Raw genomic sequence first — 24,935 nt, 5'->3', positions numbered from 1 at the left:
AAGCATTTATAATGCTTGTTCGTCAAATTTCATATCGAATTCTCCTTCAAACACGGATGATTTAGCTGTGCCATCAACATAGCTATCATCCTGTTTTAGATTCAATTGAAATTTGCCAACTAGGCGATTCGTGATGTAATCAAAAGCCAAAATAGTAAGCGAATTTGATTTTGAAGTGTCAAGGTGATATGAATCGCTGATTGAAGCCATACCAATAGCAGGGACAATCAATGAATAAGCTTCAAATTTTTTCTGAGCATCCGTGTCAATTGGTTTTGGAAAAATGAATGTGAAGGTTTCTGTATCTTGAGTAATCGATATCGCAACCATATGGTTATTTGTATTTAAAGTCCCTGTGGCTCTCGTCTCTGTCCATTGAACACCATTCTTAACTACGATAACTTTAGATTGTTGAGGAGCACTTTCCGAGTTTGATTTTTTGCAACTAGAAAACAAAAGCACAAGGATAGCAAGAGAAAAAGTTAAAATCTTCATAAAACAGTTTATTAGCTACTGATATTGGTTTACTTTATTATGAGTAAAAAACTATTCATTTGCTAGCTGTAAAACCTTGTCACATATAGCTGGGGATATCCATACATTGTTTTCAATTAGTTCGAGCAAACATTCTCTAACGGATTTAATAAGATTTCTTTGCTTAGCCTTTAGTAGAACTCCCAAAGTTCCTGTAACATTCAATCCAAGCTGTTGGGCATAACGTCTTCCTAAGTTCTCATCTAAGATAACTAAATCCGCCTCCAATTCTTTTGCTAGAACCAAAACTTCAGCTTCACCATAATCCAAATCAAAAAAGAAATCTAAAGATTGCAGATTATTGATCTTCTTAATCTCTATCCATTTTAATTCTACTAGATTAATGTATGATTTTAAATGCTTACCAGCCTCAATTTCTAAAAATACTGCTTCTGGTATAGTAATGATTTCATACAAGTCATGAAGTAAATGAAGCTTGCTAATTTTTAGCAGGGATAAAATAGGGGTTGTATTTGAAACAACCTTAGGCATTATTTAAATCTGATTCAAGCTCATCATCAGAAGTGGCTTGTAGATACGAAACTTTGTATTTGGATATTAACTCCAAAAAATCCATTCTAGAAAGATTTAATAATTGAGCTGAAATACCAGAAGATATTTTACCCAATTCGTACAATTTCACGATGGATAAAGTTTTTATTTCATTTTTGAATTCTGCATCATTCATTTTTAATGATAATGCAAGTGATTCAGGATACGATATTAAAATTTCAGCTTCCATACAAATCCTTTTATCCAAAATTAACAAAAATAAAATTAAATGAATAGAGCTACAGCACTAACTATAAATCTTAAAATTAAGCGAATCTAATTACTTAACAGAGAAATATTGTATCAAAACTCAATCTAATACTCTACCTCCAAAAGTGCTTTCAATGGTATTAGAACACCACCTTTAATCTGCAAATATTTCTCAGTTAATGACCAGACAGTTGTTTCAATCATTTTTGGACCATCTTCTGTTTGAAATACAATGCGTGTTTTTCCTTTAAATTCATTGCCTAACCTCTGAGCCGAAAAAAGTTTGGACATCAATTCTTGGGTATGGTCTTGAGCTGCAGGAATTATTTTATAGTTGGTAATTTCTTCTTTTTCGATTAATGTGCCGTTCATAAATTTGTAATTTTTTGATGTATATGAATCTACATGCTGCTAGTTAAAAGTATAAAAAGCATATTTAAATACCAATTTAAAACAAATAAATTACAATTTAAATGGTATAACCGATATTATTTTATCTTTTGGAATTCATCTAAAACAAATTGGAGCTGTTCTTCAGGAGACAGGCTTGTATTGTCCAAAACAATAGCATCTTCGGCTTGGCGCAAAGGACTCTCTGTTCTAGTACTATCAATATGATCTCGATGTGCTAAATTGGTTTTAACTTCCTCCATGGTAACCTGCTCACCTTTCGCTGACAACTCTTTGAAGCGGCGTTCAGCGCGGATTTCAGGACTTGCGGTCATAAATATTTTTAAATCTGCATGAGGAAATACGGTCGTCCCGATGTCCCGTCCATCCATCACAATGTTGCGCCTTTTTCCTAATTTTTGTTGCTGCGCAACCATCGCTTTGCGAACTTCAGAAAGCGCGCTCACTTCGCTGACATATTCCGAAACCTCCATTTGGCGAATCGCTTCCGAAACATCTTCATCATTTAGTAAAACTTTTGTCGTTTCTCCGTTGGGAATCAAATCGACATGGATTGCATCAATTGCTTCTTGAACTTGCTCATGGTTATGCAAGTCAACTCCATTGCGCATAAAATAAAGCGTTACCGCTCTATACATGGCTCCGCTATCGACAAATACAAAGTGGAGATTTTTTGCCAGCGCTTTGGCTAATGTACTTTTCCCGCAGGAGGAAAAGCCATCTATCGCAATGATTTTGTTTGACGCCATCTTTAATTCATTCCTCCTATAACTACACCTGGTTTATTCACCAGAGGCACCCGTACTAAATTGCTATCCACAATACTTTCCGGCAGGAAAATATATTTTTTATCATAAATGACTTCGTCAATGTAATAACTTAGCCAATACTCATTCGTTAATCCAAAAACCTGTTCGTCGATCGCTTCGATCTTAATAAAAGAGTTTGAAGCTACATCAGCAAGAAATTGACGCAGGGTCGACGTTTTCACATCTTTTCCTTCTTTTACGCCATATCCTTTTGATGTGACGAAAACATTTTTCAGTGGTTCAGATTTTTCATTGACCAAATATACATGCCAATTTTTTTCGGTCGGTGATTCAGACTCCAGAACAACTGCAATCGAAATCTCACGAACAATATTTTCAGGAAGATCTTTCTTCATAAAAATTATTTTTTGGCTTTAGCAACTGTTTTACGTGCTGTTGTTTTTTTTGCTGTTTTCGGCGCAGCCTTAGCTGTACTTTTCGATGCTTTTGCACCTTTTGCTGATTTGGCTTTCGGATCTGCCTCAGCCCATTTCAACACATCTTCGTAGGTGATTTTCTCCACTTCAGTTCCTTTCGGAATCTTTAAGTTTTGTTTCCCAAAACGAACGAATGGTCCCCAGCGTCCATTTTCAATTTGTGCTTCTGCATTCTCTTCAAATACACGAATCACTTTATCAATGTCCTTTTGTCTTTTTTCCTGAATAATCTGAATTGCTTCATCTTTCGTTACATCCAAAGGATCAACTCCTTTTGGCAACGAATAAAAAGAAGAATCGTGACGAATGTATGGACCAAAACGTCCGATAGCTACCGTCATGTCTTTATCTTCAAATTCACCAACTTTCTTCGGCAGATTGAACAAGTCCATCGCTTCTTCGAAAGTAATCGTTTCAATCATCTGACCTTTTCGAAGCGAAGCAAATCGAGGTTTTTCTTCATCATCCGCAGCGCCAATCTGAACCAAAGGCCCAAATCTTCCTACGCGCACAGAAACTGGTTTGCCCGATGCCGGATCAACGCCCAGATCGCGCTCATGTGTCGCCCGGTCGGCATTTTCTAGCGTATCTTGAACATCAATATGAAAAGGACCATAAAAATCCTTTAACATTTTTGTCCATTCTTTCTCTCCCTGAGCAATCTCATCAAATTCCTTTTCTACTGAAGCAGTAAAATGGTAATCGACAATATCTTTGAAATGTTCAACCAGAAAATCATTTACCAAAACACCGATATCTGTCGGGAACATTTTATTGCGTTCCGCACCAGTCATTTCTGTTTTAGTAGATTCGGTAACCTGACCTTTCTCTAATAGGATAACATCAAAACGGCGTTCTTTGCCATCGCGATCTTCCTTCACAACGTAACCTCGGTTTTGAATGGTAGAAATCGTAGGTGCATAAGTAGAAGGTCTACCTATTCCCAATTCTTCCAGCTTCTTCACCAGAGATGCCTCCGTATAACGTGCAGGCGGTCTTGAGAATCGTTCAGTTGCTGACATCGTCCGCAAGAACAAATCTTGTCCTTTTTGCAATGGTGGCAACAAAGCATTGTCGCTATCGTTGTCGGTCGACAAATCTGTATCATCGTCATCCGAAGATTCCATATAGACTTTCAAAAATCCATCAAAAGTCATGATTTCTCCTGTTGCTACTAATTCTTCCGAACGTGTAGAAACAGTAATCTTCGCTGTTGTTTTTTCAAACTCCGCTTCACTCATTTGCGAAGCAATCGCTCTTTTCCAAATCAATTCGTACAATCGTTTTTCCGGATTATCTCCATCGATGCTGTGATCAGAAAAATATGTTGGGCGAATCGCCTCGTGCGCTTCTTGAGCACCCGCAGATTTGGTTTTATATCTTCTAAGCTTATGGTATTTTTCGCCGTAAGCTTTGTTGATTTCTTTTTCAGCTGCTTGAATCGCAGTATCACTCAAGTTTACAGAATCGGTACGCATATAGGTTATACGTCCTGCTTCATACAAACGCTGTGCAACTTGCATTGTCCTCGCAACGGAGAACCCCAATTTACGACTGGCTTCTTGTTGCAATGTTGACGTTGTAAATGGAGCTGCAGGCGTACGTTTTCCAGGTTTCTTTTCTAAGCTAGCAATAGAAAATGCTGCCGCAATGCAATCCGACAAAAATTTCTGTGCTTCTTCTTTCTTTTTGAAGCGCTGGGGCAATTCAGCTTTAAACTGTTCTTTCCCATTCTCCGATGTTCCAAAAATCGCAACAACCTTAAAAGCTGCTTCCGCAGTAAATTTATTTATTTCTCGCTCTCGTTCGACAATAAGACGAACAGCGACAGATTGCACGCGACCAGCCGAAAGCGATGGTTTTACTTTTCTCCATAAAACCGGAGACAATTCAAAACCTACCAAACGATCCAATACACGGCGTGCTTGTTGTGCATTTACTAAATTATAATCTATACTTCTTGGCGATTCAATGGCTTTTAAAATCGCAGGTTTGGTGATTTCATGAAAAACAATACGCTTTGTTTTGCCTTCATTCAATCCTAAAGTTTCGTACAAATGCCAGGAAATAGCTTCCCCCTCGCGGTCCTCATCGGACGCTAGCCACACCGTCTCGGCCGCCTTTGCTAATTTCTTTAATTCGCTGACAACAGCTTTTTTATCCGATGGGACTTCGTACTTCTGCTCAAAGTTATTTGCCGTATCAATGGCGTCGTCCGTCTTGACTAAATCCCGAATATGCCCATAACTCGATTTCACTAAGAAATCGCTCCCCAAATATCCTTCGATGGTTTTAGCTTTCGCTGGTGACTCTACTATCAGTAAATTTTTTGCCATTAATTAAAAGTAAGATTTCTGCAAATATTAGGATTTCAAAGTGGAATGACAATAAAATTCGCAATATTTAGTCAAATAATTTAAAATATGCCTCTATTTTAACCAAGTATCCAAAAGGTAAAAAACGGCGAATATCACGGAAGCCACCCCGTTCGTCGTCATAAATGCCCTATTCACCCGAGATAAATCATCTACGCTGACAATGCGATGCTGATAAATTAATAATGCTCCATAAAAAGCCACACCTATATAATATAGAATCCCGACTTCCATATAAAAGGCAGGCAACAAAACGAAGATAAAAGACAGCACATGCAGTACTTCAGAAATACGCAATGCATTTTTTCCTCCAAAATTTGCAGGAATAGAATTCAGTCCATTTTCTCTGTCAAATTCTTCATCTTGCAAAGCATAAATAATATCAAAACCGCTCACCCAAGTCAAAACTGCCAACCCATAAAATATAGGAATGATATTAAATGCTCCGGTTACGACCAAATAAGCCCCAATCGGCGCAAGTCCCAATCCCAAACCCAGCACCAAATGGCATAAAGGTGTAATCGTTTTCGTGTATGAATAAAATAAAACGACAAACAACGCTATTGGAGAAAGCGCGAAACAAAGCGGATTAATAAAATAAGTCGCCATACAGAAAATCGCACAATTAATAATCGTAAAGATCAAAGCCTGATTGGCTGATATTCTCCCTGCCGGAATGTCCCGTATCGCTGTTCTCGGATTTGCCGCATCAATATCTCTATCCAAATACCGATTAAACGCCATCGCCGCATTTCTGGCGGTCACCATACAAATCAGCATCAACACAAACAACAGCCAGTTAAATTGATTTGTCGTTGTATCTAATGCCAAGAAGAATCCGATAATAGCAAATGGAAGCGCAAAAATACTATGGGCAAATAAAACTAAAGAGAGGTATTTCTTCATTCTTCTTCGTCTTCCGGTTCTTGAGGTATTAGTGGATTCTGAAAATTTGCATTGATTTCACGTATGACTTCGATAATTGCATCCCCACCTTCTTTCTTTTCAGCTGAGGTCAAAAATGTAGGAGGAACTTCTTCAAACCATTGAGACAAGGTTTTGCGAAACTTCGCCATATTCTGGTCCGATTTTACGCCCGACTGTTTGTCAGCTTTGGTAAAAATCAGCATAAATGGCAATCCCTTTTCACCTAACCAGCAACAAAAATCCACATCTATCTTTTGAGGTTCGTGTCGGCTATCAACCAATACGAATACACATTGTAAGTTTTCACGCTGTGTCAGGTAGCGTCGGATAAACCGTTCCCAATCAGCGCGGTTCTTTTTGGAGGTTACAGCAAAGCCATATCCTGGCAAATCGACCATATACCAAGTTTTATCAATCAAAAAATGATTGATAAGCTGTGTTTTTCCAGGTTTTTGCGAGGTTTTTGCTAAACCTTTTTTTCCTGTAATTGAATTGATCAATGATGATTTCCCAACATTCGAACGCCCGATAAAAGCGTATTCGGGAATCGACGGTTCTGGTAATTTGCTTACCTCTGTATTGCTACAAATAAATTCTGCATTTTTTATCAGCATGCACAAAGTTAAGATAAATCGAGGAATTGCGATTATTTAACTCGTGTACAAAATATTTTTTGTTATTTTATGGCTACTAAATTAGCAGCATGTTAGATATTCGTCACATTGTAAAACAATATGCCAGCCATCGCGCATTGGATGATGTTTCAATTTTTATTCCGTCAGGAAAGATATTTGGATTATTAGGGCCAAATGGTGCAGGAAAAACATCATTAATCCGCATCATTAACCAAATAACTGCGCCAGATTCTGGAGAAATTTTATTTGATGGACAGCCATTAAACCAAGATCACATTAACCGCATCGGTTATCTTCCTGAGGAACGTGGTTTGTATAAAAAGATGCAGATCGGCGAGCAGATGATTTATTTAGCTCAGTTAAAAGGCTTAAGTAAGCAGGATGCAAAACAACGGATCAAGTTTTGGTTTGAAAAATTGCAGATGGAAACCTGGTGGGATAAGAAAGTCGAAGATTTGAGTAAAGGTATGCAACAGAAAGTTCAGTTCGTAGCTACTGTCATTCATGATCCAGAACTGATTATCTTGGATGAACCATTTTCTGGATTTGACCCGGTCAATGCAGAAATTATTCAAAATGAAATTTTAGAATTGAATCAAAAAGGCGCGACAATTATCTATTCGACACACCGAATGGAATCGGTCGAAGAATTATGCGACAATATCGCATTGATCAATAAATCGAAAAAAATCCTTGATGGCCCAGTAAAAGACATCAAAAAGCAATACCAAACGAATACATTCACGATTGACTACACTGCTTTCGATGGACAAGAGCCGGCTTTTAATTTTCCGGATCTATTTGAAATTGTTGAGAATAAACCTGGAGAAGATGCCAAGGTTAAAATAAAACTGCATGATGGAGCCTCGCTGAACAATGTGCTTTTGGCTTTGATTCCACAGATCCATATCCAGCAGATTATTGAAACTATCCCGTCTATGCACGATATTTTCATTCATCAAGTTACTTCCATTAATTACTTAACGACCTCCCCTTCCTATGAATAAGATTTTATTAATTATACAGCGTGAGTATTTAAGCCGGGTTAAAAAGAAATCTTTTTTACTGATCACGTTTATCTTTCCAATACTTTTTATTGGCGGATACGCTGCAGTAATCTATTTTTCGATTAAAAGTAAAGAAGACAAACACGCTTTTGTGCGCGTGATTGATGAGCAGGGGTCCGTGGCAAATCAATTGGAAAACAATAAAAATTTAACTTTCGTAACCACAAACGAAAGCCTGCAACAAGAAATTGCAGCTCTTCCTAAAAACGAAGACAAAGGAAATACAAACCTGCTGTACATTCCCAAAGATTTTTACGAAAGCCGTAAGATAGAATTTCTTTCAGCAGGCAAACCAAATATCTCGATACAAGGCAAAGTAAGTGATCAGCTCAGCGATATTATTAAAACGAATGCGTATAAAAGCATGGGCATTAATGCCGACTCGATTAAAAGCGTAAATTCAGATGTGATTATTGCTTCCAAAGAAGTGTTGGCAACTGGCGAAGAGAAAGATGGCCAAACTGGAATTGCGATGGGGATTGCATTCGTGTTATGTATAATCATTTATTTCGCTGTATTTCTATACGGTGTTCAGGTGATGCGAGGCGTGATCGAGGAAAAAACCAGCCGAATTATCGAAGTTATTATTTCTTCTGTCAAACCATTCCAGCTTATGATGGGCAAAATTGTCGGGATAGGAATGGTAGGGATTACGCAATTTCTACTGTGGATTATCTTAAGCACAGGTCTATTGACTGTCGCTACTACATTTTTAATAAACAAAGAAGATGTGGCGGCTCAAATGACACAGAACTCCCCTATTCAAGATGTTGAAAAAGTGTCTCAATCCTCTGGTTTTGATTTCAATACGGCTTTAGAATCCATTAATTTTCCAGAAATTATTACCTGCTTTTTGATATTTTTTATTGGCGGTTATTTATTGTACAGCGCGTTGTTCGCTGCTGTTGGTTCGGCAGTGGATTCTGAAACCGAAGCCAATCAATTTACAATGCCGATCACATTGCCATTATTGATTACTTATGCCTTATCGTTTGCTGTTTTAACGGATGATCCAAATGGCACTTTAGCAACTTGGTTAAGTTTTATTCCATTCACTTCTCCGATTGCAATGATTGTTCGCATTCCTTTTGGCGTTCCTCTTTGGGAAATAATCACATCAGCTGTTATTCTTTTCGCAACCTTTATCTTCGTAGCTTGGGTCGCTGCGCGAATTTACAGAGTAGGAATCCTGATGTATGGGAAGAAAGCAAGTTTCAAAGAAATGATAAAATGGTTTAATTATAAAGCCTAAATTTCAAGCAAGAGAATTTGAAAGATATTCCGCGAATTTTAAAATTAGTATTGGTAAAGACGCATACATGTGCGTCTTTACAGTTTTTATAAATCTTGAATTTTAGAGAAAAAATGTCAACATTCAAACAACGAGTACAAAATTTAACACAATCAAGCACGGGTGCCGGAATCTTATTGGGCATTTGTGTGATCCTCTCCTTAATCATTGCCAACAGTCCACTTGCCGATGCATTCAATCAGCTATTGGGAACCAAAATTGGATTCGAGAATAACAGTATTCATCTCAGTTATACACTCAAGCAATGGATTGATGATGGTTTGATGGCTGTCTTTTTTCTTTTGGTTGGTTTAGAAATAAAAAAGGAACTGTTGACGGGAGAATTATCGTCCCCTAAAAAAGCGGCACTTCCGATTTTTGCAGCAATGGGCGGCGCGATTGTTCCGGCATTGATCTATATTTCTTTCAACCACAACGAACCGACTAACAATGGTTGGGGAATCCCAATGGCAACCGATATTGCTTTCGCCTTAGCTGTGATTTCAATTCTCGGCAAAAGCGTTCCCGCGAGTTTAAAAATTTTCCTAGCGGCATTGGCAATCGTCGACGATCTTCTAGCTATTTTAGTGATTGCCGTATTCTATTCGGGATCATTAAATTATAATTATTTGATTTATGCGGGTGCGATTTTGACTTTGCTCTTTCTGTTCAATCGCTTTGGCGTCAGAAATATCTGGTGCTATTTAATTCCAGGGATTTTTATTTGGTATTTTATCCATCATTCAGGCATCCATGCAACGATTGCTGGTGTGCTTGTCGCAATGACGATCCCAACGAAAGTTTATGCAAATACATCAGCCCTAGAAAAAATAGAACATGGCTTAAACATACCAGTGAATTTTCTAATTATTCCACTTTTCGCTTTGGTTAACACCAACATCACGATTCATCCCGAAATGATCAGCGGCTTAAGTTCGCCCTTGGGATTAGGGATTATGCTGGGATTATTGTTAGGGAAATCATTTGGCATTTTCGGAACATGCTGGCTATGTATTAAATTAGGTTTATCACAACTTCCTGCAAAAGCCACATGGAAACACATCTTCGGTGTTGGGTTATTAGGCGGGATTGGATTTACAATGTCCATTTTTATTTCCATGCTTTCATTCTCCGACCCCTTATTTGTCGAAGAAGCTAAATTTGCTATCCTGATCGGATCATTAATATGTGGACTATTGGGGTATTTTTATTTAAGGAGCTTAGGGAATAGAAGAGTATTTTAGACTAAGGAATAAAGAACAATGATTTATGTTTTGAGCCAAAAAAAAACGGGATGCTCCTTTGGAACATCCTAGACATGATCAATATCTTGACAGTTATACAATTTATACGTTTCTTTTATGATTCTAAAATTGACTTATCTATGTTCGCTTTACACATCTAATTGTGTAATGTAGATTTGAGCTTGCACTAACTCCGGTACCTTCACTGAGTGATTTTGTTGGAGAAGCCTGCACATTAAAATACCTATAGGAATTAGATGGATACGCGCCTGTACCATCTGGTATAGTTTTAGTCCAATAACGGCCTACATTGGTAACTGGAGCCGCTGTACCGGTAACATATCCTGCTCTATAGATGAAAAAATAATTATCAACTTGCGTCGAAACCGTAGGAACTGTAGGTGTTCCTATAAACACTCCACTAAAACCCGTCAAGGTAATACCGTCTGAATTTACACTATTTGTTGAACTTGAGTTTGTTAATGTTGTTAAAGTAATTCTATCCGCATCACTAGGTAAAATCCAATTCCCTCCATGTGTCGTCACCAAAGTACAAGGATCGGTGGCTTCACTATATTTCGGGTTCGCTGCATTTGATGTAGTTGGAACTAATGTGTATGGATTCCAATAAGTACTACTCGAATTTTGCGCAGCGGCGAAATAGTATTTCTTAGTAGTACTCGCTCCGTTATACATTAATTTAGCGGGCGCCCAACTCGTAGTGCCGACCACTATTGGTTTTCGTTCAATAGCTCCATTCAGTGTATATTTCATTCCTGGATTTATGGCAATCCCAGTTATCGCGGCTGGTGTTGCTGTCTTATCAGAGGTTTGAGAGACAATTCGCATCGAAGGGATACTCAATGAAGTAATTGTTGGGTGGCAGATTTTAACTGAACCGGTTGTAGCTGTTTTTTTGTTACTTGCTACAGTAAAAGGAATAACTTTTGTTGTCGCTGTTCCCACATACGAAATCGCCCCTGTAGTAGGTTTGCATTTGCCTGAGCGTAATGAGGGAGTGTAATAGTTCCAATACTTTCGATGGTTCCGCTGATGTCAGAGGCGTCCAAATTAATGGTTACTTCGGTAAATTTATGTACTAATTCAACTTCCAATACATTATCCCCTTTGGATAATAATCGCGTAATTCTCTGGTACATAAAATTCTGGTCTCCAACTAAATTAGGCAATGTAGCACTATTTAATTTTTGCGAGGCATTGATTGACTGTGTTGCTGTCTGATTTGTTGAATAAAATATAAATGTATAATATTCGCCGTCATTTAAATAAAATGAAGGATTACCACCCACAGCGCCAACCGCAGTATATTCATAATCGGCTACATAAGTCGCATCAGAACTGCTGTTACTTGGGTTATCATGTTTATAAATCACCATTCGGTAATGCACATTTGTACCTAATGGCGATAAAGTCGCAGCCAAATTGGTTGATACATTTTTACCTAACAAACTTAATGTTTCCTTTCCAGCGATTTCCGCAAATTGGTCTTTAGCTACTGTGAGATTAAAATCATATCGGTCAGAAAATGGACTGGAAGCAAACTGAACATCATTTATTTGACTTACCGTCTGGTATGCATAAACTGATGCTGTTTTGGCTACTCCATTGTCTCCAAGGGATTGATCATCACTAGAAACTCCAATAAGCTTCACAGAAAGCGTTACAGAATCAGATACTGAACTATCCTTATTGCAGGATTGCAAAAATATCCAACAAAATAGAAAAGCCAATATGACTAATAATTTGCTTTCAAGTCTTCCAAAATTTAATTTTCTTTTCATATAGAAACATATAATGAGTTTACCATTGGATACCTTTGTTTTCCTGCTTAACCTCCCATGATTCTTGCGCCTGATTATTTTCTGATTCGACTTTGACTACAGCGGATGTGGTCGCAATTCCCTGTTCGAATTCCAAGATAATAACCTCCATTACAGGTGAAACGTAATGAAAAAGCGGGTTGTTCGGATGTAATTCCCTTTTCATCTCATTTTAATAAAGTAATTTATGCTAACATATTGACGCACACCGTATCTACGATCTTATTAGACGTAACTTAAAAAGACTTTTGAATTAATGCTTAGAATTTAACTGCTGTTTTCCGTGATAAAGTGCAAATATAATATAAATTATTAATTTAATAGATTTATTTTTCCTAAAGAGAAATTAAAATTTTATTAAGGATTACAGATTGTTAAACGGAGGCGTATACACCCTCCTATTTATTTATTAATGTAGACGTAAAGCTATTCAGAGCGCAAAGAGAATCCAAGGCACACTCTAAACGTTCAGAAACTAATACTGAGAAAAGAAACGAAATTCAGCACTACCAGACGCGTCAGCATCAGAAAATAGCCTTTCACAAACACTTAGAAATATGAATGAAGCCAACTATCTCTACAAACATTTAGTCTCTAAGAGGCTGTAAAATTGCATTCTCCAAGCAAAAGCTTTATATTTTATATAAGCACACGCGAAACGCGTGCGCTAGCATACCGATTTATAATCCCGAATACTAGTGCGGATTACAAATCCGCCTTTATCCTTAATTCAGTATGATCTTTGGGAAAATCCTGAATAGCGGAAAAACATTATCTTATTTCATCAAAAGAACATAGTTTTTTTATTCACTATACAGCTGATGATCTTTTAACAGGGCAATTTCGTTCTGATTGATTTTAGATATCATATAGCGCTTGACATCCATGATTTTCATTTCATCCAGCGCATCAACTAGGTTGCGGGAAATGGAATTATCGCTTGGGCGAATCAGGACAATCAAATCCTTACCTTTCGTTCTGTTCAACACCTCGGCCTTCATTTCTGTAATCACTTTACGCAGACCATCCCTTGAATAGTTTACAACTGCAGTCGGAAAGATGGGTTTTTCCAATTGGCCATAATACCAAAGTATCTTATTATCCGAACCCAACAACAGCGTAATGGTGCGGTTATCCGCAACATCGATTGTGCTTTGCACGTCGGTTTTGTCACGATCCGGCATGGCAACATCCATTGCCTGCGGTTTTGTCAAGGAAGTTGTCAGCATAAAAAAGGTGATCAGCAAAAATGCTAAGTCTACCATTGCTGTTAAATCAACTTTTCCAGCATCTTTCTTTTTCCGTCCTTTAGCAACATTGTCGCCTCCGGTTTTTTGGTTTAGTTCGGCCATCTTCGTATGTATTGGTTATACCTATAGGATTCGGCAAGCAGTGGATTTCCATAAATAAGATGTGAGATATGAGATGTTAGATTTGAGATGTGAGATATGAGATTTTTATTTCGATTAACGCGACCATACTGCAATTAAAATAAAAACACATGCTCACTATGCAATCCGCTCTTGTTTTGCATCCTATTTAATAGATTATGTATCTTTATGGAAATTGGAAGAAAGTGATAAAGGTAGTGATGGAAGTGATGAGGTTGATGAAAGTTACAGAGCTGACTTGCAAAGAAGCACATGAGAAACTCATGCGCTAGCGAAGCAAGTAACACCTATAAAGGTTTTTTTAATTTTTACTTTTGAATTTTGAATTATTAATGAAATACTACTTAATAGCAGGAGAAACATCGGGGGATTTGCATGGGGCAAATCTGATTAAGGCACTGAAAAAAGAGGATGCGGATGCGAGTTTTCGCATTGTTGGAGGTGATCAAATGGAGGCAGAAGCGAATCAAAAAGCATTAATCCATACTTCTCAGATGGCATTTATGGGTTTTGTGGAGGTGGTTATGAATATCCGTTCTATTGCGCGAAACTTAAAAACTGTCAAACAGGATATCCTAAAGGAAAAACCTGACACGCTGGTCTTGATCGATTTTCCGGGATTTAATATGAAGATTGCTTCATTTGCGAAGCAGCATGGCATTCGTGTTTGTTATTATATTTCTCCAAAAGTGTGGGCATGGAACCAGAAACGTGTTTATAAAATAAAAAAAATTGTCGATCATTTATTCTGCATCCTGCCGTTTGAAGTTGACTTTTACAAACAGTATAATTACGAAGTCGATTATGTAGGTAATCCGTTGCTTGATGCAATCGATGCGTATACATTCAATCCGAATTTCAGAGCTGATAATGGGCTGAATGAAAAACCGATCATTGCATTACTGCCAGGCAGTCGCAAAATGGAGATTGATAAACTATTGCCAGAAATGGTGGGTTTATATTATCTGTTCCCTGGACACCAATTGGTCGTTGCCGGGGCTCCGAATTTTGATGAGAGTTATTATCGATCGTATTTGGGAGATCTTCCCATCAAGGTGGTTTTCAACCAGACTTATGATCTGCTGAAAAACGCCGATGCAGCAGTGGTGACAAGCGGTACTGCGACATTAGAAACTGGAATTTTAAAAGTTCCTCAAGTGGTTGTCTATAAAGCCAATCCGCTTTCGATCATGATTGCTAAAGCGGTCATTAAAGTCAAATTTATTTCGTTAGTGAATCTGATCAACGGTTTTCTTTCCGTCAGGGAATTAATCCAAAATGATTGTACGACCATGGATATTGCAGATGAACTGGATGATTTGATCAATAAGAAAGAACATCGAGAAAGTGTTTTGGAGAACTACGATATATTGGCAGAAAAGCTGGGTTCGCCAGGAGCTTCAGAAAAAACCGCAAAATTAATTGTTAAATATTCAACAGATTAAACCTATGTAACTTACTTAAGTCCTACTCTTTATAAAATTGTATAACATGAAAAATATATTGATTTTTTTATTCGCTCTTAGCTTTTCTGCAGTAAAGGCTCAGGACAATGCACAGCATATATCAAAGTTAGAGCTAGGCAAAAAAGAAAAGAAAGTTTTCAGTGCTACGCGCGATTCTTCAGCAGTAATCTATATCGACACGCTAATCATGAAAGACCGTTCTTCGCTTCAGTTTTATGGAAAGAAAGATGTTAAGTTGGTTGTGAAGTATGCTGAATTAGGTAACCGTGTATTTATCAATGGAATTGGAAGACAGAATAACGCGTCGGATTTTGATATAGATATGAATATTCAAAAGCTTGGCTCGCTATACGTAATCGCCAAAGGCCAAGATGCGTTTAACGGAACAAGAACAAATCCAAATGGTGATGGCGGTGATGTAAACTTTACCTATTCAGCGAATGGCATTGCTCCGCAAACAACTGACAAAAAAGGAAAAAACTATTTGTACATTGATATACAACCTGGTGGACTGCGCGTAAACCCAACTTCGGAAGTACAGCAGATTTATTCAATGGTGCGCATGGCTCCAGCCGGATTGCGCGGTGTTCCACAAGGACAGATTTATTCTGGATCTCCAGGTATGGAAGGAAAAGCTAAAATAGAGAGCAAAGAATAAGGAACAAGAAATAAGGATAAATTTAAATCGTTGTTCTTGGTTCAAAACTAATTGATTAAAGAGTAAAGAGTAAGGATAAATTTAAATCTTTACTCTTTGCTCCTCTTTCTTTGTTCAAAAAATTAATTCTTTAAAACAACTTCGTATAGATCTTTTCGACGATCTTTTAAGATCTTAACAGTTCCATATTCGTGCAGATCGCGCAACGCATATAAATCCACGTCAGCAATCAATACCATCTCCGCATTCGGCGTAGCCTCAGCTTTGACTCCATTGTTTGGAAACGCAAAATCTGAAGGCGTAAACACAGCAGATTGTGAATACTGAATATCCATATTATTTACTCGAGGAAGATTCCCGACGCAACCGCCAATCGCTACATAACATTCGTTTTCAATTGCTCTAGCTTGCGCACAAGCGCGAACGCGCATATAGCCATTTTGCGTATCGGTCATAAAAGGAACGAACAAAATCTGCATCCCTTGATCTGCTAAGACTCTTCCCAACTCTGGAAACTCTACATCGTAACAAATTAGCAGGCCAACTTTTCCGCAATCCGTATCAAATACTTTTACTTCATTTCCACCCACCATTCCATAATATTTAAATTCATTGGGCGTGATGTGGATTTTCTTGAATGTATCGAGCTTTCCATTGCGATGGCACAAATAAGAAACATTGTATAATTTGCCTCGCTCCATTAAAGGCATTGACCCAGAAATAATGTTGACGTTGTAAGACACCGCAAACTGTTGAATCTTCGCCGTAATTTCAGGAGTCATCTCTGCTAATTTTTCCATTGCGGTACGCGTCGGCAAATCATTGAAGGGGCTCATCAATGGTGTGTTAAAGAACTCGGGGAACATGACAAAGTCCGAACCGTAATCACTTACTGCATCCACAAAAAACTCAATTTGATCGTAGAATTCATCGATATCCTTGAACAAACGCATTTGCCATTGAACAATTCCGATACGGATTGTTTTCTTTGTCGTCGAAATTGACTGTGTATTCGGTTCGTAATAAATATTGTTCCACTCCAATAAAGTTGCGAATTCCATCGATTCTTTATCTTCCGGCAGGTAATGCTTCAAGATTTTCTTTACGTGAAAGTCGTTCGACAGCTGAAAAGTCAGCGTAGGGTCGAATATTTCTTTCCGCTTAACTTTTTCAATATAGACCCGCGGACTCATTTTATCGGAGTGATTGTGGTAATTCGGAATGCGACCGCCAGCGATAATGCTTTTAAGGTTCATCTGTTCGCACAATTCTTTTCGAGCATCGTATAGACGTCGCCCCAAACGCAAAGAACGATGCTTTGGATGCACGAAAACTTCTATGCCATACAGCGTATCGCCTTCGTCATCATGTTTGGTAAATTTACCGTCATCAATGATTTCGTAATAGGAATCAAAAATATTCGTCTTTTTGGAATCCAATTTTAACGATAAAGCACAAGCAACAACATGTCCATCCACTTCCACACACAACTGTCCCTCGGGAAATATTTCAATTAAATCTTCAATATTTTCCCGTGACCAAACCTCGGAGCCATCGGCGTAAGCCTTTGCCATCGAAGTTTTTAAATCTCTATAATCTTCAATTGTTAATGTTCTTTCTCGTATCTCCATATAAAATAATAGCTTTAAAATAACCCCAAAATTCAAACAAAACCCATTCCATTCTGTTTGTAAGAATAAAAACTATGTACAAATTTCTATTTATACTCGGCATTATTCTTTTAGCATCTTGGGGAATCGGTATCTTTTTCTACTCCCTAAAAGGTTTGTTTAACATTATCTTGATCTTCGCAGTTGTTGCGTTTGTTCTAGGATTATTTAACAAAAGCAGATCAAAACAAGTTGATTAAAAAAAGGTAGATTATGCTTCTCCTTTAGGCCCTCCAAAGTTTAAAGGAAAAGCAATATCTTTTGGAGCAATCGGGCCATTTTGACCTTCATACCTTTTCACATTTTCCTGCAACGCATTCAATAAGCGGATGGCATGTTCGGGAGTCAATACGATACGAGATTTGACTTTAGCTTTCGGCACCCCAGGCATCACGCGAACAAAATCAATTACAAATTCCGTATTGGAATGTGTAATGATAGCTAGATTGGAATAGGTTCCTTCTGCCATTTCTTCGCTTAATTCGATGCTAATTTCTTGTCCTTCCAAATTATTTGGATTTCCACCGTTTTCCATTTCTTTTTATTCTAAATTATTTATTAAAAGTTCTAAAATCTTGCTTGTTCTCAATGTTTAACAACGTTTCGTATATCAGACGAATTACATTGTCCACATCTTCTTTGTGTACCATTTCGACCGTGGTATGCATGTAACGCAATGGCAAGGATATCAACGCAGAAGGCACTCCACCGTTTGAATACGCGAATGCATCTGTATCTGTTCCTGTCCAACGAGAACTTGCTTGTCTTTGGAATGGAATATCATTTTTCTCTGCCACCTGAATCAACAATTTATTCAAATTGATTTGTACAGCAGGCGCATAACTGATCACAGGACCTTTACCAGATGATAGATCGCCTTGGGTCACTTTGTTGATCATCGGCGTATTGGTGTCATGCGTAACATCCGTTACGATGGCGACATTTGGCTTGATGTAGTCGGCTATCATCTCCGCCCCCTTCAATCCAATTTCTTCCTGCACCGAATTGACCACATACAATCCGAAAGGCAATTTCTTTTTGTTTTCTTTCAATAAACGGGCAACTTCAGCAATCATGAAACCACCAGCACGATTGTCCATGGCACGGCCAACATAATAGCGGTCGTTAAGAATCATAAATTCATCTTCGTAAGTCACGACACATCCAACATGAATTCCCAACTCCTCGACTTCTTCTTTTGTGGTGCATCCGCAATCCAAAAAGATATTTTTCATCGAAGGACTTTCTTCTTTTTCCGCAGCGCGCGTATGGATGGCGGGCCAGCCAAAAACAGCTTTCACCAAACCTTTATCGGTATGGATATTGACGCGTTTTGATGGCGCAATCTGATGGTCAGAACCTCCATTGCGGATCACATAGATCAATCCATCTTTGGTTATATAATTAACAAACCAAGAAATCTCATCAGCATGCGCTTCGATAACGACTTTGTATTCGGCTTTTGGATTAATAATTCCTACAGCAGTTCCGTAGTTATCAATGTACGTCTCGTCAACATACGGCTTTAAATAATCTAACCAAAGGCGCTGTCCTTGCCATTCAAAACCTGTAGGCGAAGGATTGTTAATGTATTTTTCGAAAAACTCAACTGATTTTTTAGTAACTACTGATTTATGTTTTTTACTTTTTTTTGTTTCTGACATGGAATGCGTATTAAATTAATTTTCTCTAATATACAAAAATACAAAAGAGCCGTTGAATAATTAGGCTAATCGATTTTGATTCTGCTATTAATGCTTTATATTTACTACCGAAAATAAAAACTATGCATTCATTACTAAACTTTATAACTTGGGATATCAATCCTGAGATTTTCAAAATAGGTTCTTTTGGGCTTCGTTATTATGCTTTGTGTTTCTTGGGAGCATTTGTCGTTTCTTATATTTTAATGCTTAAAGTATTTAAACAAGAGGGCAAATCACAGGAGCTTTTGGACCAATTAAGTATTTATATATTTTTAGGAACATTAATTGGCGCTCGCTTAGGGCATTGTATTTTTTATGAATGGGACTATTACCAGAATCATTTCTTCGAAATGTTTTTGCCATTCCGCATCGTCAATGGAAATTTTGAGCTAACTGGATTTCAAGGTCTAGCAAGTCATGGTGGGGCAATCGGAATCCTAACTGCTTTATGGTTGTTCTGCCGAAAAACAAAAACAGATTTTATCTGGATTGCAGACCGTCTGGTTTTAGTGGTTCCAATTGCAGGCGCTTTTATTCGTATAGGAAATTTCTTTAACTCTGAAATCATTGGCTTGCCATCGGATTTGCCATGGGCAGTAGTCTTCAAAAAAATTGATGCTATTCCGCGCCATCCAGCTCAGCTGTACGAAGCCATTGCCTACCTGATTATTTTTGTGATTCTTTGGGCTGTTTATTCTAAGAACAACAAACCAAAACCGGGATTTTTATTAGGACTATTCTTTATTTTACTATTCTCAGCTAGATTCTTTTTGGAATTCTTCAAAGAAAATCAAGAAGCTTTTGAAGAAGGCATGAAATACAATATGGGACAATTATTAAGTATTCCATTTATAGCTGTTGGAATTTATTTAATCTTTCGAAAACCTAAACCGAAAGAAGTAACAAAGAAAAAATAAACAAAAGACGGATTGCATTTCAATGCAATCCGTCTTTTGTTTGATAGCAAAGCTAAAAAATTAATGAATCTCGATTTTAACTGCTACAGGAAAATGATCGGAAGGCAATCTTGCTGTATAATCTTTGAATGATAATTCTTTCGGAAAATCTCCCTTTTTGATTTCAGCTTCTACAGCTTGCGGACTGCGGTACGAATCCGTCAACACTGCATAAGATTGAACTTTCACATTTGATGTGACGAAGATATGGTCGATCCTTGAATCAGTCATCAAGTTCGGATCAAATGCATTAAAGGTTCCATTCAAAGCATATTTTAACGGAGAGATCTCGTATGAATCATGCAGAAGGCCTGATTTATTCAAGATTTCGTAAATCTTATTATTTTGATCCACGTTGAAGTCACCCATCAATAATGAAGTTTCGTTTCCAGCAATTTTCTTTATTTGGGACAAAACCAATTCACAGCTTTTTTCACGGGCAATGATTCCAACATGGTCTAAATGCAGGTTGAAAACCCAAAATGTCTTTCCATTATCAAGTTCTTCAAATTTTGCATAAGAACAGATTCTAGGCAGAACTGCATCCCATCCTTTATTTGGTCTATCCGTAGTTTCACTTAACCAGAAATTTCCTTCTTGAACAATCTTGAATCTATTTTTGTTGTAAAATATCGGTGCGTATTCACCTTTGGTTTTGCCATCGTCGCGTCCAACACCAACATGTGCATATTGAGGAAGATGCTGAAGCAAATCATTCAATTGATTATTTAAAACTTCTTGCGCGCCAAACACATCAAAGTCATTAAATTGGATCAGCTGTGCAATAACAGGTAATCGGGATTTCCATCCATTGCCTTTTTCGGCATCGCCTTGGTTATCGTTTCTGATGTTGTAGCTTGCAATATGCAGCGAAGTCTGCGCAAAACTGCTAAGCACAAAAAATTGAAGAAGGACAAAGGTTAGGATTTTAAGATTTTTCATATAAAATTTTTAAGGGCGAATGTTGGGCAAAACTGCCAATAGTTAGGTCAAAGAAAATGATTTGCAATCCCAAGGATTGCAAATAGAAAAGTTTTGGTTGATTAATAAATTATTAACGTAGAAAAGACAAGATTCCCAAACGGTAACTTTCCAATCCGAATCCGCAGATAACTCCCTTGCAATTTTTAGCTAGGAATGATTGATGACGAAATTCTTCTCGCTGGTAAACGTTCGAAATATGCACTTCAACAACAGGGCTTGTCACCGCAGCAATGGCGTCGCCAATCGCAACAGAAGTATGCGTGTATGCTCCGGCATTGATCACAATCCCATCAAATTCGAAACCCACCTCATGAATCTTATCAATGATTTCGCCTTCAATATTGCTTTGGAAATAACTCAATTCCACGTTTTCTTCGAAATCCTCTTTCAATGAATCGAAATAAACCTGAAAACTTTGATCGCCATAAATTGACTTTTCTCTGATCCCCAATAAATTCAGATTAGGTCCATTTATAATTAGAATATTTTTCATTATTTATAAAGTTGATTTCTTTAAAGATACTATTTCATTAAATATCTCCATAGAAATTTCTAAAAGTAGAACGTAAGCCAATGTTGATGATTCCAGATTTTTGAGTCGCAAGCCCTTCGGTTCTATTGTAACGTTGCGTGTACCCCATTTCTAAACGAAGGTTATATTTTGGATTCAAAACATACGACGCTTTCAAATCGCCGTAATATAAGTCGTTGCGAACTCCTTGTCCAGTAAAATTACCGTACATATTAGGATACGTACTGTAGGATTGAAAAATATCCCCCCCATAATTTGTTCCATCCTCAGGGTCGGTTCCATATAAACTATATACGCCTTGCAAAGAGAAATCAAATCGGTTCCATGAATAATTCACGATTCCCAATACTTCTTTAAAATTAGCCCCTCTAGGATGTGCCAACGGCTCACCATGATTACTGTAATTAGAAATTGATGTAAAATGCTGATACGTATATGGCCTAACCATATTGAATTCGCCTAAGAAATTCAAGTTCTTAACGCCAAACGCATCAAATCCCCTTACCCCCAATTGAGTTCCCCATTTGTTATGCACGTAACCATTTCCAGCAAAAAATTCTTTAGCGGTAAATTCGCCCAATAAAAATTGACCATACACAGCCACATTGCTAAGCACCTTATATTTTGCATTTAATCCTAAGAACATTTTATCCGGAGATGTAGAATTGGTAGATTCTACAGGTCTTAAGAAAATGATTGGACTTGCATAATTAAAATCGAAGCCCCTATATCCGGCCTGATTGCGATTCGCCCAAATAACTGATTGAAAAAAACCAACCGAAAGTCTATTCGTGACATTATAATCTAGGTATTGAAATGCTCCCCATTTTATGCCATCTCCAAAACGTCCTAAAGTATCCAAGCCAGCGATTCTAGCATTTGTAGGATCAAGCATGTAAGCCCAAATGGACGTATATTGAACATTTCCAATCTTACCCGTTAACTTCAATTGTGCGTAATTAGAAGAAAAATCAGAAAGCAGTAATGAACGGTAACCATCTCCAATGTGATTTTTATCGTAAGCTAAGGTGACTTGCAAATAGTCATCCACATCATAGGTCATGCTTGCCGTAGCATACATCCAATCCAACGTTCCACTTTTAAGCTGAGTGATGCTCCCCTGACCTAAAGACTGATCATTACGAGCAACGTATTCTTCCAAATATCTTGGATACATCGCTTGATTCTCAAAGGCATTGGCGTAAAAAGTAAACCGATCTTTCACTGTTAGACCGACTTGAAAACCTCTTGTATTTAACCAAGTCGTGCGTCGATCCGCATCGATCAACTCTTTCCCAATCTGAAAATCAGGAAGAAAATCCAAATAAAAACTATGGTCTTCTTTGTTCACTTCCACCAAATGTTCATTAAAAAGCTTGCGCATAAACCAATTCGAAGACTCAGTTTGATTTAAATTTTGCAAGGAATCAGAGGTCGTTAATAACTGATCTTTCAACAGAATGGGTTTTACTGCAGTGTGCAATCTTGTATCAGGAGAATACAGATCTTTATTTAATTTTTGATAATATTGGTACGAATAAGGCTGATATTTAACTTGTGCAATTGAAAAGCTAGCGATAAGCACTAAAACAGAAGTTAAACAGATTTTAAAAAATCGGAAATTTGAACGCATGTTAAATTATTTATGACAATTTATTCAAGCATCAATATCTATACCTAAATAATAAACTTTTCAAAATTACTTAAATTATATTTCTTATCATAAATGCGTGTCCATATTGCTAAATCGATTTTAGTTCTTCCTTGTTTTAAATAAATATTGTATCTTGGTAAGAATTTTAAATCTAAATAGACAATAAACTGAATGAAACGTAGAACTTTTCTTCAAAACTCCGCTTTAATTGGCGCTGGAATGATGGCAAGTAAATTATCTTTTGCCGAATTAGGATATCCGACTGTTCGTGTTGAACAAAGCAAACGACATTTCTCAAGCAAAGTAATTGAAGATGTTATCAAAGAATTTCAAAAAAATGTCAAAGACAAAGAATTGGGCTGGTTGTTCAACAATTGTTTTCCAAACACATTAGATACGACTGTGTATGATGAATCTACAGCCAATAAAAAATTAACGTATGTAATCACTGGCGATATCGATGCGATGTGGCTACGCGATAGCAGTGCTCAGGTTTGGCCGTACCTTCATTTCATGAAGAAAGACAAAAAAATCCAAGACTTGATTTTGGGCTTGATTAACAAGCAAGCGCTGTGTATCAATATTGATCCTTATGCAAATGCTTTTTATAACGATCCTACGAAAGAAGGCGAATGGTTTTCGGATCATACAGACATGAAAGCAGGTTTGCATGAACGTAAGTGGGAAATCGATTCTTTATGTTACCCAATCCGTTTAGCGTATGCTTATTGGAAAGAAACAAATGACACAACTCCATTTGATGATATTTGGGTTGAATCTCAGAAAAATATTTACAAGACATTTGTTGAGCAACAAAGAAAAGACAGTTTAGGTCCATACAAATTTGAGCGTACGACTCCTCGCGGAACTGATACCTTGCAAATTGATGGTTATGGTTACCCTGTTAATCCTGTTGGATTGATCGTTTCGAGTTTCAGGCCTTCTGATGATTGCAGTATTTTTCCATTTTTAATTCCTTCTAACCTTTTCGCTGTTGTTAGTTTAAGACAATCTGCAGAAATTCTAAGAAAAGTCAAGAACAACAACGAATTAGCTACGAAATTTGAAGCTTTGGCTACTGAAGTAGAGACAGCTGTAAATCGTTATGGAATTGTGGATCATCCTGAACACGGACGTATTTATGCGTTTGAGGTCGATGGCTATGGTTCATACTTAATGATGGACGATGCGAACGTTCCAAGTCTTTTGGCTTTGCCTTATTTGGATGCGATCAATGTGAATGATGAGGTTTACCAACGCACTCGTAATTATGTGTTGTCACCTAAAAATCCATTCTTCTATAAAGGAACTGCGGCAGAAGGAATCGGCGGTCCACATATCGGTCGCGATATGATTTGGCCAATGTCTATCATTATGCGTGCGTTCACGTCAAATGATGATAATGAAATCAGGAACTGTATCCAAACATTGAAGAAAACGCATGGTGATACTGGTTTTATGCACGAATCTTTCCATAAAGATGATCCTAAAAAATTCACTAGACATTGGTTTGCTTGGACAAACACCTTGTTTGGAGAGCTATTGTGGAAGACTTACAAAGAAAAACCAAATTTGTTAGCATAAA

Annotated in this window: 26 protein-coding genes; 7 read left to right on the top strand and 19 right to left on the bottom strand. The window is 37.5% G+C overall.

The annotated features are described in order from the left end of the window. Positions 1-6 precede the first annotated feature (6 nt). The 9 genes from C4F49_RS12850 to yihA all read right to left on the bottom strand — a co-directional run bounded on the left by C4F49_RS12850 (position 7) and on the right by yihA (position 6,869). Complete coding sequence (locus tag C4F49_RS12850; RefSeq protein ID WP_196936236.1) at positions 7-495, bottom strand: hypothetical protein; 489 nt, start codon at positions 493-495, stop codon at positions 7-9. A 51-nt stretch (positions 496-546) separates the two neighbouring features. Further along, the gene (locus C4F49_RS12845) at positions 547-1,026 is read right to left on the bottom strand and encodes a PIN domain-containing protein (RefSeq protein WP_196936235.1); all 480 of its coding nucleotides are present in this window, start codon (positions 1,024-1,026) and stop codon (positions 547-549) included. Further along, a complete protein-coding gene (locus C4F49_RS12840) occupies positions 1,019-1,276 on the bottom strand; it encodes a UPF0175 family protein (RefSeq protein WP_196936234.1) in 258 nt (85 codons plus the stop codon). The genes C4F49_RS12845 and C4F49_RS12840 overlap by 8 nt, the downstream gene beginning before the upstream one ends. Before the next feature lie 125 nt (positions 1,277-1,401). Next, positions 1,402-1,668, bottom strand: coding sequence for a hypothetical protein (locus C4F49_RS12835; RefSeq protein WP_196936233.1), 267 nt, complete (start codon positions 1,666-1,668; stop codon positions 1,402-1,404). A gap of 116 nt (positions 1,669-1,784) precedes the next feature. Continuing rightward, positions 1,785-2,456, bottom strand: a complete 672-nt coding sequence (gene cmk, locus C4F49_RS12830; RefSeq protein WP_196936232.1) for a (d)CMP kinase — start codon at positions 2,454-2,456, stop codon at positions 1,785-1,787. A gap of 2 nt (positions 2,457-2,458) precedes the next feature. After that, positions 2,459-2,872 (bottom strand): hypothetical protein, encoded by a 414-nt coding sequence (locus C4F49_RS12825; protein WP_196936231.1) that lies wholly within the window; start codon positions 2,870-2,872, stop codon positions 2,459-2,461. A 5-nt stretch (positions 2,873-2,877) separates the two neighbouring features. Next, positions 2,878-5,289 carry a type I DNA topoisomerase gene (topA, locus tag C4F49_RS12820; protein ID WP_196936230.1) on the bottom strand — a complete coding sequence of 804 codons (2,412 nt, stop codon included), beginning with the start codon at positions 5,287-5,289 and terminating at the stop codon, positions 2,878-2,880. 93 nt (positions 5,290-5,382) lie between these two features. Beyond that, positions 5,383-6,234 (bottom strand): UbiA-like polyprenyltransferase, encoded by an 852-nt coding sequence (locus C4F49_RS12815; protein WP_196936229.1) that lies wholly within the window; start codon positions 6,232-6,234, stop codon positions 5,383-5,385. Beyond that, positions 6,231-6,869, bottom strand: a complete 639-nt coding sequence (gene yihA / locus C4F49_RS12810) for a ribosome biogenesis GTP-binding protein YihA/YsxC (protein WP_196936228.1) — start codon at positions 6,867-6,869, stop codon at positions 6,231-6,233. The genes C4F49_RS12815 and yihA overlap by 4 nt, the downstream gene beginning before the upstream one ends. A gap of 89 nt (positions 6,870-6,958) precedes the next feature. On the opposite strand from yihA, the gene C4F49_RS12805 reads away from it, so the two are divergent. From C4F49_RS12805 to nhaA, 3 genes are all read left to right on the top strand, one after another. Beyond that, positions 6,959-7,897 carry an ABC transporter ATP-binding protein gene (locus C4F49_RS12805; protein ID WP_196936227.1) on the top strand — a complete coding sequence of 313 codons (939 nt, stop codon included), beginning with the start codon at positions 6,959-6,961 and terminating at the stop codon, positions 7,895-7,897. Then, complete coding sequence (locus C4F49_RS12800; protein ID WP_196936226.1) at positions 7,890-9,209, top strand: ABC transporter permease; 1,320 nt, start codon at positions 7,890-7,892, stop codon at positions 9,207-9,209. The genes C4F49_RS12805 and C4F49_RS12800 overlap by 8 nt, the downstream gene beginning before the upstream one ends. Before the next feature lie 113 nt (positions 9,210-9,322). After that, positions 9,323-10,492 (top strand): Na+/H+ antiporter NhaA, encoded by a 1,170-nt coding sequence (nhaA, locus tag C4F49_RS12795; protein WP_196936225.1) that lies wholly within the window; start codon positions 9,323-9,325, stop codon positions 10,490-10,492. 138 nt (positions 10,493-10,630) lie between these two features. On the opposite strand, the gene C4F49_RS12790 is transcribed toward nhaA, so the two are convergent. The 4 genes from C4F49_RS12790 to C4F49_RS12775 all read right to left on the bottom strand — a co-directional run bounded on the left by C4F49_RS12790 (position 10,631) and on the right by C4F49_RS12775 (position 13,685). Further along, complete coding sequence (locus C4F49_RS12790; RefSeq protein ID WP_196936224.1) at positions 10,631-11,458, bottom strand: hypothetical protein; 828 nt, start codon at positions 11,456-11,458, stop codon at positions 10,631-10,633. Beyond that, entirely contained in the window at positions 11,419-12,294 is an 876-nt protein-coding gene (locus C4F49_RS12785) for a hypothetical protein (protein ID WP_196936223.1), read from the bottom strand. The genes C4F49_RS12790 and C4F49_RS12785 overlap by 40 nt, the downstream gene beginning before the upstream one ends. A gap of 19 nt (positions 12,295-12,313) precedes the next feature. Then, the gene (locus tag C4F49_RS12780) at positions 12,314-12,499 is read right to left on the bottom strand and encodes a hypothetical protein (protein WP_196936222.1); all 186 of its coding nucleotides are present in this window, start codon (positions 12,497-12,499) and stop codon (positions 12,314-12,316) included. Between the two features lie 637 nt (positions 12,500-13,136). Beyond that, positions 13,137-13,685, bottom strand: coding sequence for an ExbD/TolR family protein (locus C4F49_RS12775; protein ID WP_196936221.1), 549 nt, complete (start codon positions 13,683-13,685; stop codon positions 13,137-13,139). Between the two features lie 371 nt (positions 13,686-14,056). Here C4F49_RS12775 and lpxB point away from each other — a divergent pair, with 371 nt between their 5' ends. Beyond that, positions 14,057-15,169 (top strand): lipid-A-disaccharide synthase, encoded by a 1,113-nt coding sequence (lpxB, locus tag C4F49_RS12770; RefSeq protein ID WP_196936220.1) that lies wholly within the window; start codon positions 14,057-14,059, stop codon positions 15,167-15,169. 46 nt (positions 15,170-15,215) lie between these two features. Next, on the top strand, positions 15,216-15,848 hold the full coding sequence (locus C4F49_RS12765; RefSeq protein ID WP_196936219.1) for a hypothetical protein: 633 nt from the start codon (positions 15,216-15,218) through the stop codon (positions 15,846-15,848). 122 nt (positions 15,849-15,970) lie between these two features. Here the strand turns inward: C4F49_RS12765 and C4F49_RS12760 are convergent, their stop codons facing one another. The 3 genes from C4F49_RS12760 to C4F49_RS12750 all read right to left on the bottom strand — a co-directional run bounded on the left by C4F49_RS12760 (position 15,971) and on the right by C4F49_RS12750 (position 19,182). Continuing rightward, positions 15,971-17,479, bottom strand: a complete 1,509-nt coding sequence (locus C4F49_RS12760; RefSeq protein WP_196936218.1) for a bifunctional GNAT family N-acetyltransferase/carbon-nitrogen hydrolase family protein — start codon at positions 17,477-17,479, stop codon at positions 15,971-15,973. A 250-nt stretch (positions 17,480-17,729) separates the two neighbouring features. Then, on the bottom strand, positions 17,730-18,053 hold the full coding sequence (locus tag C4F49_RS12755) for a DUF3467 domain-containing protein (protein ID WP_196936217.1): 324 nt from the start codon (positions 18,051-18,053) through the stop codon (positions 17,730-17,732). Positions 18,054-18,069: 16 nt separating this feature from the next. Further along, positions 18,070-19,182, bottom strand: coding sequence for a M42 family metallopeptidase (locus C4F49_RS12750; RefSeq protein WP_196936216.1), 1,113 nt, complete (start codon positions 19,180-19,182; stop codon positions 18,070-18,072). A 122-nt stretch (positions 19,183-19,304) separates the two neighbouring features. On the opposite strand from C4F49_RS12750, the gene lgt reads away from it, so the two are divergent. After that, positions 19,305-20,141, top strand: a complete 837-nt coding sequence (lgt, locus tag C4F49_RS12745) for a prolipoprotein diacylglyceryl transferase (RefSeq protein WP_196936215.1) — start codon at positions 19,305-19,307, stop codon at positions 20,139-20,141. A gap of 60 nt (positions 20,142-20,201) precedes the next feature. Here the strand turns inward: lgt and C4F49_RS12740 are convergent, their stop codons facing one another. The 3 genes from C4F49_RS12740 to C4F49_RS12730 form a co-directional block, all read right to left on the bottom strand. Continuing rightward, a complete protein-coding gene (locus tag C4F49_RS12740) occupies positions 20,202-21,122 on the bottom strand; it encodes an endonuclease/exonuclease/phosphatase family protein (RefSeq protein ID WP_196936214.1) in 921 nt (306 codons plus the stop codon). Between the two features lie 112 nt (positions 21,123-21,234). After that, complete coding sequence (gene aroQ / locus C4F49_RS12735) at positions 21,235-21,657, bottom strand: type II 3-dehydroquinate dehydratase (protein WP_196936213.1); 423 nt, start codon at positions 21,655-21,657, stop codon at positions 21,235-21,237. A gap of 37 nt (positions 21,658-21,694) precedes the next feature. Next, positions 21,695-23,329, bottom strand: coding sequence for a gliding motility protein RemB (locus C4F49_RS12730; protein ID WP_196936212.1), 1,635 nt, complete (start codon positions 23,327-23,329; stop codon positions 21,695-21,697). A gap of 192 nt (positions 23,330-23,521) precedes the next feature. Here C4F49_RS12730 and C4F49_RS12725 point away from each other — a divergent pair, with 192 nt between their 5' ends. Further along, a complete protein-coding gene (locus C4F49_RS12725) occupies positions 23,522-24,934 on the top strand; it encodes a glycoside hydrolase family 125 protein (protein WP_196936211.1) in 1,413 nt (470 codons plus the stop codon). Position 24,935: the final 1 nt, after the last annotated feature.

This window comes from Sphingobacterium hungaricum (assembly GCF_015210005.1).
Taxonomy (GTDB): Bacteria; Bacteroidota; Bacteroidia; order Sphingobacteriales; family Sphingobacteriaceae; genus Sphingobacterium; species Sphingobacterium hungaricum.
The sequence above is the reverse complement of the archived record's forward strand: the minus strand, read 5'-3'. Positions and strand labels throughout refer to the sequence as shown.